Origin of the sequence: uncultured Brachyspira sp. (assembly GCF_949287625.1) — a bacterium.
In the GTDB taxonomy this organism is placed as follows: Bacteria; Spirochaetota; Brachyspiria; order Brachyspirales; family Brachyspiraceae; genus Brachyspira.
In genome coordinates this window covers 25772-39562 of sequence record NZ_CASEGO010000004.1, presented here as the reverse complement: position 1 = coordinate 39562, position 13791 = coordinate 25772, and the positions used below count along the sequence as shown (strand labels likewise).

Sequence of the window (13791 nt, the reverse complement as noted above, 5' to 3'; positions counted from 1 at the left end):
GGAGAAAATAAAAATGAAAAAAAAAGTTTTTGCTGTTTTAATGTTAATTGCTTTATCAGTAAATGCTCAGAGTGTTGACCTTAGCGTCTTTGATACTAATTATTATCATAAGTATAAAGGACAAAATCTATCGGTTAATGTTTATAACTGGGGAGAGTATATATCCGATGGTTCTGACGGCTCTCTTGATGTTAATAAAACTTTTGAAGAGCTTACTGGAATAAAAGTTAACTACTCCACTTTTGCCTCTAATGAAGAGATGTATGTAAAATTAAAAGTAGGAGGTATTCAGTATGATGTTATTATACCTTCAGACTATATGATAGAAAGACTTATTAATGAAAAATTAATTCAGAAATTAAATTATAATAATATACCAGCTCATACTAATATAGCTAATAGATTTAAAAACCTTCCTTTTGATCCTACAGGTGAGTATTCTTTAGCTTATACTTGGGGAGTAACTGGAATAGTTTATAACAGACAAATGGTAACTGAAAATGAAGCTGATATAGATTGGGATATACTTTTTGATAAAAAATATAAAGGTCAGATACTTATGTATTATAACCCTAGAGATGCTTTCTCAATAGCTCAGGCTTATTTAGGTTATTCATTAAATACTACTAATGAAACAGAATTAAGAGAATGTGCAAGACTATTAAAAGAACAAAAACCTTTAGTTCAGTCTTATGTAATGGACGAAATATACGATAAAATGGAAGCAGGTGAGGCAGCTCTTGGTGTTTATTATGCAGGCGATTCTCTTTCTATGATGGCAAGCAATCATGATTTAAATTTTATTATACCTAAAAAAGGTGCTAATTTATTCGTAGATTCTATATGCATACCTTCTAATTCAGGTTCTCCAGAGTTGGCTGAAATGTATATTAATTTTCTATGCGAACCTCAGGTAGCTTTGGCAAATATAGAATATATTAATTATGCATCTCCTAATGACGGAGCTATCGCTATAATGAGCAGTGAAACTAAAAATAATAAAATAATATATCCAAATCAGGAAACTTTAGACAACTGCGAAGTTTATATAACATTGCCTGATGAAACAAATATATTAATGGAAGATTTATGGAATGAAATACTTTCTAATGATAATGCTTATAAAGGCTGGGTAATACCTGTGGCTTTGGGTGTTATAGTATTGCTTTGTGCTGTTATAATAATACTTCGTAAAATGAAAAAAAGAGAAAATTAAATAATAATAAAAAATCCAAGTATGTTTTTATATATGCTTGGATTTTGTTATTTATAAAATTAATTGTGTTTATTGCGCCAATTTAAATTATAAGTGATACATTCTTTTTTAAACTAAAAAGAATATCTACTAAAAATTCTTAAGTTTGTCAATTTTTTTATTCAACTTTTTCCCGCCTTCGCTCTGCGGGCTTCGCAAAAAGTTGCAAAAAGTGCAAATCTAAAAATAATACTAAATAGTACTAATTATGTTTTATATGTAAAATAAATTATTAAATTTAGACTGAAATATAGCCTTTCGCTGCCGAAGGCACGCAGAGCGAGGCGGACAGCGTCACAAAAGAAGTGGGGTGCGGCACGACTGTGTGCTTCGCAGCAAAGCCCTGCAAATATTTAAAATTAAAAAAATAATTTTTTGACAAATTGTAATTGTTTAGGTATCTTCTAATAAATTGACATAAAATGAAAATACTTTATAATTCCATTTAGGCGATTTATTTACTTATATAAGTTCATAATAGGCTGAACGTTTCTACCAATTACCTCAATAATTGACTATAAGTTTTTTGCCTTATTTTTTAATTAACGGAGGTATTAATATATGTCTGGTCTTTTTATCAAAAATGCTTCTTCTATAGTTACCTGTTCAGAAAATGATAAAGTTTATAACTCAGCTAATATACTAATAGAAAACGGAGTTATAACATATATAGGAGAAATAGGAGAAAAAGAAACTGTAATAGAAGAAAAAAATGCAGATAGGGTAATTGATGCTTCTGGGTATTTTGTATATCCAGGGCTTATTAATACTCATCATCATTTATTTCAAATATTCAGCAGAAATCTGCCTCAGGTTCAGAATATGGAATTATTTGAATGGCTTACCAATCTGTATGAAATTTGGAAAAATTTAAATAGTGAAGTAGTATATTACAGTTCTATTACTGCTATGGGAGAGCTTTTAAAAACAGGATGCACAACTTGTTTTGACCATCATTACTTATTTCCAAATAACAATGCTGAAGGAATAATAGATTCTCAGTTTAGAGCGGCTAAAGATTTGGGTATAAGAATGTATGCTTCAAGAGGAAGTATGGATTTGAGTAAAAAAGACGGCGGGCTTCCTCCAGACTCTGTAGTACAGCCATTAGATGTTATTTTAAAAGACTGCCAAAGAGTAGTTGAAAAGTATCATGACAATTCAAGATACTCTATGAATATGGTAGCATTAGCTCCTTGTGCCCCTTTTAATGTAAGCGAAGAATTATTAAAACAATCTGCAATTTTAGCAAGAGATTTGAAAGTTAGGCTTCATACTCATTTATGTGAAACAAAAGATGAAGAAGTATATGTAAAAGAAAAATTTAATATGCGTCCTTTAGAATATATGGAATCTTTAGGCTGGGTGGGTGATGATGTTTGGTATGCACATGGTATTCATTTTAATGAAAAAGAATTAAATTTTTTGGCAGATACAAAAACTGGAGTAGCACATTGTCCTATATCCAACATGAAATTAAGTTCCGGAGTATGCAATATACCAGAGATGTTGAAATTAGGCGTACCTGTAGGTTTGGCTGTTGACGGCAGTGCAAGCAATGATGGATCAAATATGCTTGAGGAAATGAGAGTATGCTATCTTCTTCACAGGCTTAATTCAAGCAGTAATGCTCCTAGTGCTTATGACATATTAAAAATGGCTACAAAAGGAGGAGCCGAAGTTTTAGGACGCGATGATATAGGAAGTTTGGAAGTAGGAAAAGCTGGAGATTTATTTATGATAGATATGAGGCGTTTGGAAATGGTTGGTGCTGATTTTGATCCTAAATCTATATTATGTACTATAGGCTGGAAAAATACTGCTGATTATACTATAGTTAATGGAAAAGTCGTTTCAGAAAAAGGAAAACTTACTTCTATTGATGAAGAGAAAATGTATAAACTTGCTTATGAAACAGAAAGAAAATATTTAAATATGTGATTTATTAAAAAATAGACTTGTTTCAAAAGTACTTGACAATATTAATTATAAAAATTATTTAATTTTAAAACTATAAATATTATGTTTTACATGTTGTATAAACTATCATTTTAGTATATAAATATGCAGTCTTTCGCGTCTGTGGGCTGTGCCTGCTTATCGCCGCAGGCGTACTTCGTATGTGTCACCACCGAGTAGGTGCCTTGCCTATGGCACGCAGAGCGGACGGCAAAAGAAGTGGGGGTTGCCGAAGGTATGCAGAGCGGGCACGACTGTGTGCTTCGCAGGGCTAGTCCCCACAATTATAAATAAATTTAGTTTTGAAACAAGTTTAGTATTTTTTATTATTAACTATAATTTTTTAACTAACCCTGTCTGCTTTCATCTTATAAACTTTATCTGCTATATTAAGCGTAGAAAGCCTGTGAGAAACTAAAATAACTGTTCTGTCATTACTATTTTCTTTTATTGATTTTAATATAACAGCCTCATTCAAACTGTCTAAATTACTTGTAGGCTCATCAAGAAGTATAAAAGGAGCATTATGTAAAAAACTTCTGGCTATTCCTATACGCTGTTTTTCTCCGCCTGATAAAGTATCTCCAAGCTCTCCAACATTAGTATCATATCCTTTAGGCAAAGTCATAATAAAATCATGAAGTGAGGCTTTTTTGCATGCTTCTATAACATCTTCTCTTGATGCATTTTGATTTGCTATTTTTATATTATTTTCTATAGTGTCTTTAAAAATAGAAGTCTCCTGTGTTACATAGCTTTCCATATCACGAAGAGAATCTGTATTTATATCTTTTATATCTTTAGATGATATTTTAAGGCTTCCTTTTTTTATATCCCAAAAACGCATAAACAGTTTTAAAAGCGTAGATTTTCCGCTTCCGCTTTTTCCGCTTATACCTATTATTTTATTAGGCTCTATCTGCAAATTATAATCATTTAATATCTCTTCTCCTTCATAGTCAAAATATATATCTTTACATTCTAATCCTTTAAACTCTAAATCTTTCTCTCCATTATAAACTTCTTCAACAATAGGTTTTTCTTTAAGCAAGTTTAATACTCTCTCACCGCTTGCTAAAGTCATAAACAAATTATTTGATAAATTGCTAAGTGCTATAACAGGTCCGAATGAACTGGCCATTGCTATAGTAGGTATTATAATATTGGCAAAATTATTTTTTACATCTTTTGAAAGTATAATACTTACAGCAAGTACAGCAAATGTAAATAATGTTACAGCAGAAGTTGTAAGAGCAGATATAAAGCCTTCATAATTTTTTAGCTTTTCATTGATATGCATTAAATTATCAGTTTTTGTTTCTATATTTTTGGCTCTTTTCTCTCCGTATCCAAATTGAAGAATCTCTTTTATACCCCATAAACTGTCAAGAAAATAACTGTTTAATTTACCAAAATTATCTCTATAAACCATTCCGTCATTTTTACCAAACTTTGATGAAAAATAAGGTATTATAAAGCCTATTGTAATATATCCCAACAATGCTATAACTCCTAATACAATATTAAAACTTCCTATAAAAATCGTCATAATAATTGAAGTTAATACACCTATTGCTATAGGTGAAATAGTATGTGCATAAAACACTTCAAGAAGTTCAATATCGCTTGTAATTAATGCTATTAAATTTCCTTTATCTCTTCCTTCAAGTTTGGCAGGAGATAATTTTCTTAAAGCCTTAAAAACTTTATCTCTTATTAAAGCAAGTAGTTTAAAAGCTATAAAGTGATTGCTAAGCTGTTCTACATAGTGAAGTACTCCTCTTAAAACAGCAAGCACCAAAACTATTATAAATATAGTTTTTATCGCAAACAAATTACTTAATCCTAAATATGTTAATATAGCATATCCGCCGAATATAGTTATTGATATTGCACATAGAAAACCTAAAACTCCTGTAGTTATTGCAAGTATCATAACATGTATAAGCGGAGTTATTAAACCAATTAATTCCGCCATAATTTTTATACCGCTTCTTCTCATTATAAACTCCTTTATTTATACCTAAAAATGATAATTTATCAAAATTAATTTTTTTCAATTAAAAATATTGAAGGGCTTTGCTGCGAAGCACACAGTCGTGCCGCACCCCACTTCTTTTGTTGCCACAAAGAAGCAAAAAGGCTATATTTCAGGCTAAATTTAATAATTTATTCTACATGTAAAACATAATTAGTACTATTTAGCATTATTTTTAAATTTGCACTTTTTGCAACTTTTGGCGAAGCCCCCAGAGCGAAGGCTGGAAAAAGTTGAATAAAAAAATTGACAAATTTAAAAATTTTTTAGTATATATTTATTTTATATAGCTATTCTTAGACTCTCTCCTTTTGTTATGCTCTCTAAATTAGTCTGCTCATTAAAAACTTTAGCATACTCTCCGTTTATATTCATTAACTCATTATGTGTGCCTTCTTCTTTTATAATACCGTCTTTTAAGAAGTATATTTTATCTGAAAGCATAGAGTTATAAAGCCTATGAGATATTAATATAACAGTTTTTTCTTTGGCAATATCTCTTATCACTTTCATAATACTCTCTTCGCTTTCGATATCAACATTAGAAGTAGCTTCATCAAATATATATATGTCTCCTTTAAGAAGTATAGCCCTTGCTAATGCTAATCTCTGTTTCTGTCCTCCCGATAAGTTGGCAGCCTTCTCCATTATTTTTGTATTAAGTCCGTTTTCAGACTGTAAAAAATCATAAAGCTCAACTTTTTTTAATACCAAATTCATCTGATTTTCTGTTATATTATATCCAGCCATTTTTAAATTATCATACACACTACCTTCAAATAAATAACTGTTATGATCAACTACAACTATTTTTTTATATAAATCGTTTTTATCTATTGTAGAAATTTCTATATCTCCAATTTTAACAGAGCCTTTATAATTTTCATTTCTTAATGATATAAGACCAGCAATAGTGCTTTTTCCAGAACCTGAAACTCCTACTATAGAAACAAATGATTTTTCTTTTATAGTCATATTAATATCTTTTAATATAGTTTTATCTTCATTGTATGAAAAACTAACATCTTTAAAAATAATCTCTTCATTATTTTTATTAATTTTATTTACTCTTTTATCATCATCTTTCATATCAAGTATTTCAAACATCTTATCGCTTGCAGATATTCCATTCATAGCAATGTGAAAGAATGAACCTAAAAGTCTTAATGGAATAAAAAACTCAGCAGAAAGCATTATTATAGTAAATGTGCCAGCAATATTAATATTTCCTTTCATATATTCAAGCACAGAAATTATAACTCCCAAAGCAGCACCGCCGTATGCTATTATATCCATTATAGTTGTAGAATTAAGCTGCATAAATAAAAGATTCATAGTAGCAACTCTAAACTTTTCAGCTTCTATATTCATCTCTTCATTCTTTTTTTCATCAGCTTTGTATATTTTTAAAGTTGTAAGACCCTGTACATCTTCTAAAAATATCTCTCCCAAATCGCTGTAGCTTCCCCAATATTTTTTTAATATTCTTTTAGCAATTTTAACTATGGCGACTATTGATATAGGTATTAGAGGAACGCATATTAAAAGTATAACAGCTGACTTTATGCTTATAGTAGAAAGCACTGCAAAAAGCACTATAGGAGCTATCATACTGTAAAAAAATTGAGGCAAATATCTGCCGAAATAAGTTTCTAACTGATCAACTCCCTCCATAGATATTTGCACTATTTCGCTTGTAGAAAATTTTTCTTTATATCTGCTTCCAAGTGTGAGCAGTTTTGAATATATTTTCTCTCTTAAAGTCTGCTTAACTCTGCCCGAAGCATAGTATGACATTTTTGACATTAAAACAGTAAATCTGAATCTTAATACTATTATTACAAAAATAGCTATGCATAATTTTATAATATCTTCTTTTGTTATATTTCCATCAGAAGACTTTTGTATAATATCAGCCATAAAAAATACGGCCGTTATATTAAGTGCAAGATTAACAAGCTGTATTATAACATGCCAAGCTATATATCTTTTGGAATCTCCCATTAAAGCAATAAGCCTTTTATTAATCATAAACTTTTCCTTTATTTTATTTTTTTATATATTAATAAATAGTTCTTTTAATAATCTCTTTTATAGAAGAACTATCATAACTTCCTTTCATCATAGAATCCATTATAACTGAAAATATTATATCTATAAATTTTTCAGCATTAAGATTATCATTAAATGCATCTTCTCTTATATTTTTATCTTTTATAATAGTTTTGTACATATTATCTTTAATATGCTTTATCATATTCATCATAACATTTACCCCCTTATCCTTATTTTTTCCAAACATTATAGTAGAATGCAAAGCAAAAAAGTTAGGGTATTTTTTCTCTCCTTTTTCTAAAATTTTAAAAATAGAATCTATACTGTCAATAAAACTATCAGATTCCAAACAAATATTCGAAGAATGAAATATATCAGCCCATACGCTTACAATAACAGCAATAGTCAGCTCCTCTTTTGACTTAAAATAATTATAAATAGATCCAACAGCAATATTAGCCTCATCAGCAACAGAACGCATATTAATAGCATTCAGTCCTTTTCTTTTTATTAGTTCTCTGCTTGCTTTTAGTATATCTTCTTTTGAAGTTACGATATTATTCATTAATCCCACATACAGTTCAAAATGAACATTGTTCATTTTGATTCAAAAATAAAAGTCCAATAAAAATCAGACTTTTATAACCTTCATTTATCTTAAACTTAGATATATTTTAATTAATTATTATTTTTTGTCAATATAAAAAACGAAATTAATTAGTAATTTTTTATAAATAAAAAATTCTAGCATATAATAAAAATTTTAAAGTTTGTCAACAGCAAGCCGCTGCACCTTCCCGCACGGTATTGTTTATTCTTATCAAATGTCAATGATACGTGCAGCTGATTACCTATTATTATAAAAAATAAATTATTTATTTTATATTTAAAACTTATGTTATTAACAACTAATAATACTTTATACTATTTATAAATCATAATTACATTTATCAATAACTTAAAATTGACAAAACATATTTGTTTAGGTATATATTAATATTTCATTAAAAATAATACCTTCCGCCTACACTTATTCTTCCAAAACCAGCCTTATTTATTTTTTCTGGATATCCTAATTCCTTTCCATTATGCACCATATGAAGACCTCCTCCAAACTCTAAAACTATACCTACATGTTTGCTTACATTTATATTAAATCCAGCTCCTCCTCCTACCTCCCAATAGTATGGCTTGGCAAATAAAAACTTCCCGCTTCTGTCAGCATCAAAAGATAAAAATCCGAAACTTGCAAAAGCAAAACCGTATCTTGCTATACTTATTTTACCTGTGTACTCATCATCTCCACCAAATGTAAATTTCTGCATAAGTCCTAATTGGTACATTTGAGGACTGTCATCATATATTTTAGAGCCTGTTACAGCCGTGTAGCTCTTTATTTGAAAATTATTATATTTCATTATCTTAAATCCAAACTCTATATTGACGGTTGTCTTTATAGAATCAGCACTGCTGAATAGTCCTATAGAAAAAAATCTGTTATCCAATACAGACTGAAATCCTTTTGTTTCTTCTTTTTCTTCATCAGTATCTTCTGCATTAAGAATGCTGAATAAAGATAAAAGCATAATATTTATTATAAAAATATATTTTAATATTTTCATTGACTTTCCTTTAATAAAAATATAACTGTTTTTAAGAATGTTATTTATCTTGTTTAAGATTTAAAAATTATTTTATATTATCTAATTCTGCTTCATTTGTATTTTTATCTAATTTATCTTCTTTTTTATCTTCTTTTATAGTTTTTATTCGGGTAAAAAAGTATAAATATTTTCCAATGAAAAGTATCACAAGTAATATTCTTGCATGAAGATTATTAACAAAAATGAAAGTTATTATAAGCATTGCACTTACAGGAAGCAGTATACTTAACTTAGATTTTAATGTCATAGCCCTTGATTTAACAAAACTCTCTAAATGTTTTTTATATAGTTTTGTTGACATAAACCAATCATGAAACTTTTTAGAACCTTTTGCAAAAAAGAAAGAAGCAAGCAAAAGAAAAGGAGTAGTAGGCAAAATTGGAACAGCTATCCCAATGACGCCAATACCTACAAAAATAAAACCTAAAATTATAAATAATATTCTCATATTATACCTTTAAAATTAATCTTTTTATTTTTATTAAAATTATGCTTTATCATAACAATAACATGTTTCAATGCTATTATAGGGTGATGAAACAGCATTCTTTTGCCTGAAAAATGCATTATGTTTTTTATCTTTTCTTTCATATCTTTATTATAGCATTGAGAACTGCATGCACTGCAAAAAGTTTTTGTATCAATAAACTTGCATTTATCAGTTCTTATACTTGCATAATTATATATATTTTCACATTCCTTGCAAATATTTTTACCGCCGAAAGTTTTATTATAAAACTTATGATATTCTTTATGATTATTCCTGCAGTAAATTGCTATCATACAAAGCATAGTTTTTTTCTCATTCTCTCTTTTTTTGTATATCCTATATTCTTCATCGCTATAACATAAAAAACTGCAATAATCTTTTTTCACAATCATTTTTTATAACCTTAATTTATTTTTTATATTGGGCATCTTTTTTTATAAAGATACCCAACAAATATATTTTCCCAAAGATCTATAAAATCAATAATTTAGCAAATTAAAATTTCCAAGTGATTCCCGTACTTCCATTAAATGCAAGAGAACTGTCTGCACTATTTCCAATACCATCAACAGTAGTAGCTCCTCCAACCTGAGCTTCAAAATACCATTCCAAATTAGGATGAGGGTGTATATACAATTCTCCGTATACCAAATATCCTACAGAGTAGAACAAAGGCGGTATTCTCACAGGTTTTGAACTGCTTGCATAAGTATTAACTCCTCCAGTAAGCATAGAAAATGAAACAGCAGGTTCTAAATACACACTTATAAACTCGCTTTCAGCAGTAAAACCCACCGGCATAGATATACCTATAAACTGAGGTTTTGTAATATAATATTCTGTTCCTCCTATTTCTATAGAAGCTCCTTCACCTGTAAGCATTATATTATGGGCTGTAAAATCATAGTATGGAGCAGCTGATATTGTACCAGAACTTCCTAATTCAAAAGCACCTATTGGATTTGAAGCGTCTATATTATAAAGTCCGAATTGAGCTCCGCCTTCTTTAGCATCCATTCCAGGAGGCGTTACTTTGTATGAAGTTCCAGTAAAATCAGCTATTGAACCTTGATATACTACTCTTACCTGAGGCTCTATCAATATGGGGTCAGTTGCTGCTATAAAATATCCTCTGGCATCTATACCTATGGATTGCCCTACAGTATCTTTTATAAATCCGTATTGACCATTTTCACCAACTGTTCCCATATTCATAGGTAAATTTCCGCCGCCTGTTAAAGTACCGCTTCTGCTTGAATTGGCTTTTAATCTGTACATACCATATTTAAGATTAACCCTTATTCTGCTGAAAATATCATTTCCAGTGTAGTATTCTACTCTTATATCTGTTGAAACAGCTATATCACCATCATTAACGCTTCCGCTTCCTACCCCTATTGTAACAGGTACATTGATTCTCAAATTATCATTCAAGGCAGTAGCTGTGATTATAGGAGTATGTGCCTGCCAAGATCCTGATACATATTTAAATTGATATCCAGCCCCTATACCAAAGCTTTCTGTCTTGTATCCGAATCCAGCTATAGCCGCAGGTCTGAAAGTATTTATTCCTCCTTCTTCATCACTATCCAAATTATCAAGCAATACTCCTGCTGTTTCTCCTTCAACACCTACCATAAATCTTAAATTCTCAGTACCTGCTAATACTCCTAATCTGTCAAGTCTTATAGTAAGCTGGTTCTCATCAATTAAAAAATCATTAAAATCTTCTAAAATAGTATAACCGAATATACTATAAGCATTTGTTATTAAAGCTGTTAAAATTAAACATAAACGTTTCATAATATTATCCTTGATTTTGTTTATAATTTTTAACAACTCTGTATTTTATTAACACAATATTTTTTATTATAAAACCCTATCACTATTAAATCTGTTTTTATTTTTTACTGTTATAATGGTTTGTTTTTAGTATTGTTTCTTTCTATTGCCTCCTTCAATAATTCTCCGTTTTCATATATGCCTTTACTCATTTCAATATACTTATTATAGTTTTCATAGTCTTTTACTTTGAAATAGTATTGAGAAAGCCATACATACGATAAATATTTTTGGTATTTTTCTTTCGCATTATCCAATGCCTTATTAAAATATTCAAAAGCCTTTTTATTACTTCCTCCTGCTATGGCTGGAGCATGCATATATCCTACAGCAGTACCAAGAAGTGCAAAAAAGTTTGAATTATCTTTATCTAAAATCTTCTTATAAATTTTTTTACTGCTTGAGCCAAAAGAAATTTTTTCAGGTACTTTGCAGTAATAAACTATATAATTCATAAGTTCTGATACGCTTATTAAATAATCAATATCATCTGATTTTATATAATCTGTATTTGTTTCAATTATTTCTTTTAAGTAATTATATTTTTCTTTTTCATTTGCTATTGTTTTTGATTTTACAAGAGCGTATATATTATTAAATGTTTTTGAATTATTATTTTCTATTTCTTTTATATCATAACTTGAAGAGTAATAATCATTATAAAAATTATTAATTTCTTTTGAATTGTAAGGATATGCTTTATTTGTTATAATAGTTATTATGATTAAATATATTAATGCTTTTATTTTCATTAAAAAGTCCTATTTTAGAATTGTTAGTATAATCATCTAATTTGTTAGTGTATTCTAACATTTAAAATAAAAAAATCAATACATAAAATGTAATTTCATTAATTTTTTTAATATAAAGTGTATTTAAATATTAAAATTAAGTTTGTCAGAAAAATAATAAAAAGTAAAAAAAAATATACATACGATACGTATAATAATTGAAAAAAAAATTATATTAGTATATCATTACTGTAAATAAAAATTCATTGGAGGAAACATGGCTGTATCTAAAAAAAAGTCAGCAGAAAAAGCTTCGTCAAAATCTAGTAAGAAAACTGCAGCAGCTAAAAAAACTGCAGCTAGTAAAAAAGCAGTAAAAACAGCAGAGAAAAAAGTATCTGCTCCAAAATATTATGTATCAGAAGTTCCATTAAAAACAGCTGATAGAGAGATATTTGCTGCAATGAAGAATGAGTATAAAAGGGAAGTTAATGGTTTTGAATTAATAGCCAGTGAGAATATAGTTTCACGTGCTGTTATGGAAGCTCAGGGGTCAATATTTACAAATAAATATGCTGAAGGCTATCCGTCAAAAAGATATTACGGCGGATGCAGTGAAGTTGATATTGTTGAAAACTTAGCTAGAGAAAGAGCAAAAAAACTATTTAAAGCACCATTTATAAATGTGCAGCCTCATTCTGGCTCTCAGGCTAATATGGGAGTTTATATGGCTATACTTCAGCCGGGGGATACTTGTTTAGGTTTATCTCTTGATGCAGGCGGACATTTAACACATGGAAAAAATGTAAACTTTTCTGGTAAGATATATAATTTTGAACATTACAGTGTTAGAAAAGATACTATGCAGATTGACTATGATGAAGTAAGAGATATAGCCAAAAGAGTTAATCCTAAATTAATAGTAGCAGGCGGAAGTGCTTATCCTAGAGTAATTGATTTCAAAAAGTTCAGAGAGATAGCTGATGAGGTTGGAGCTATGTTAATGGTAGATATGGCGCATATTTCTGGACTAGTTGCAGCAGGACTTCACTCAAATCCTGTTGAATATGCTCATTTTGTTACTGGAACTACTCATAAAACTTTGAGAGGACCTAGAGGCGGATATATTATTTCTACTGAAGAAGAATTGGCTAAAAAAGTTGATAAAACAATATTTCCTGGTATACAAGGCGGACCTTTAATGCATGTTATAGCTGCTAAAGCTGTATGTTTTAAAGAGGCATTAGACCCTAAATTTGTTAAATATCAGGAACAGGTGTTAAAAAATGCTGAAGCTATGTCTAATATGTTTTTATCAAAAGGATATGAATTAGTTTCAGGCGGAACTGATACTCATTTAATATTAGTTGATGTAAAAAAATCCAAAGGCATAACTGGACAAATTGCTGAAACAGTTTTGGATAAAGCACATATCACTACAAATAAAAACGGCATACCTTATGATACAGAATCTCCAATGGTTACAAGCGGTATAAGACTTGGTACTCCTGCTATAACTACAAGAGGTTTAAAAGAAAAAGATGTTATGGAATTAACTCAGTATATTGATGAGGTATTGAGCAGCAGCGATAATGAAAAAGTGATAGACTCTGTAGCAAAAAAAGTTGCTGCTTTATGTAAAAAATTCCCAATGTATAAATATATATCTGAGATGTAATTTTTTATATATTGTAGGTTTATTATTGTAAATAAAAGGGAGTGATTTTTTTAATCCTCCCTTTATTTTTTATTTATAT

At 29.2% G+C, this 13791-nt stretch carries 11 protein-coding genes and 1 riboswitch; of the genes, 3 read left to right on the top strand and 8 right to left on the bottom strand.

From position 1 onward, the window contains the following. The first annotated feature begins 13 nt into the window (after positions 1–13). Both Q1X91_RS01800 and Q1X91_RS01795 read left to right on the top strand, forming a co-directional pair. Positions 14–1216, top strand: coding sequence for an ABC transporter substrate-binding protein (locus tag Q1X91_RS01800; RefSeq protein WP_300752798.1), 1203 nt, complete (start codon positions 14–16; stop codon positions 1214–1216). Positions 1217–1697: 481 nt separating this feature from the next. Then, a riboswitch (purine riboswitch) is annotated at positions 1698–1793 on the top strand. A gap of 23 nt (positions 1794–1816) precedes the next feature. Then, entirely contained in the window at positions 1817–3196 is a 1380-nt protein-coding gene (locus Q1X91_RS01795; protein WP_300752796.1) for an 8-oxoguanine deaminase, read from the top strand. A gap of 361 nt (positions 3197–3557) precedes the next feature. Here Q1X91_RS01795 and Q1X91_RS01790 read toward each other — a convergent pair whose 3' ends face one another. The 8 genes from Q1X91_RS01790 to Q1X91_RS01755 all read right to left on the bottom strand — a co-directional run bounded on the left by Q1X91_RS01790 (position 3558) and on the right by Q1X91_RS01755 (position 12055). Beyond that, positions 3558–5216: an amino acid ABC transporter ATP-binding/permease protein gene (locus Q1X91_RS01790; RefSeq protein WP_300752794.1), complete on the bottom strand. Its 1659-nt coding sequence runs from the start codon at positions 5214–5216 to the stop codon at positions 3558–3560. A gap of 318 nt (positions 5217–5534) precedes the next feature. Next, positions 5535–7283: an ABC transporter ATP-binding protein/permease gene (locus Q1X91_RS01785; RefSeq protein WP_300752792.1), complete on the bottom strand. Its 1749-nt coding sequence runs from the start codon at positions 7281–7283 to the stop codon at positions 5535–5537. Positions 7284–7314: 31 nt separating this feature from the next. Beyond that, positions 7315–7872 (bottom strand): TetR/AcrR family transcriptional regulator, encoded by a 558-nt coding sequence (locus tag Q1X91_RS01780; RefSeq protein ID WP_366945481.1) that lies wholly within the window; start codon positions 7870–7872, stop codon positions 7315–7317. Positions 7873–8311: 439 nt separating this feature from the next. Then, a complete protein-coding gene (locus Q1X91_RS01775) occupies positions 8312–8929 on the bottom strand; it encodes a hypothetical protein (RefSeq protein ID WP_300752788.1) in 618 nt (205 codons plus the stop codon). Between the two features lie 67 nt (positions 8930–8996). Beyond that, positions 8997–9419 (bottom strand): YbaN family protein, encoded by a 423-nt coding sequence (locus tag Q1X91_RS01770; protein WP_300752786.1) that lies wholly within the window; start codon positions 9417–9419, stop codon positions 8997–8999. After that, the gene (locus tag Q1X91_RS01765; protein ID WP_300752784.1) at positions 9416–9853 is read right to left on the bottom strand and encodes a nitrous oxide-stimulated promoter family protein; all 438 of its coding nucleotides are present in this window, start codon (positions 9851–9853) and stop codon (positions 9416–9418) included. Before Q1X91_RS01765 ends, Q1X91_RS01770 begins: the two co-directional genes overlap by 4 nt. Before the next feature lie 103 nt (positions 9854–9956). After that, the gene (locus Q1X91_RS01760; RefSeq protein ID WP_300752782.1) at positions 9957–11264 is read right to left on the bottom strand and encodes a variable surface protein VspJ; all 1308 of its coding nucleotides are present in this window, start codon (positions 11262–11264) and stop codon (positions 9957–9959) included. Between the two features lie 110 nt (positions 11265–11374). Further along, positions 11375–12055 carry a hypothetical protein gene (locus Q1X91_RS01755; RefSeq protein ID WP_300752780.1) on the bottom strand — a complete coding sequence of 227 codons (681 nt, stop codon included), beginning with the start codon at positions 12053–12055 and terminating at the stop codon, positions 11375–11377. A gap of 256 nt (positions 12056–12311) precedes the next feature. Here Q1X91_RS01755 and glyA point away from each other — a divergent pair, with 256 nt between their 5' ends. Further along, positions 12312–13712 (top strand): serine hydroxymethyltransferase, encoded by a 1401-nt coding sequence (gene glyA / locus Q1X91_RS01750; protein WP_300752778.1) that lies wholly within the window; start codon positions 12312–12314, stop codon positions 13710–13712. The last annotated feature ends 79 nt before the right edge of the window (positions 13713–13791 follow it).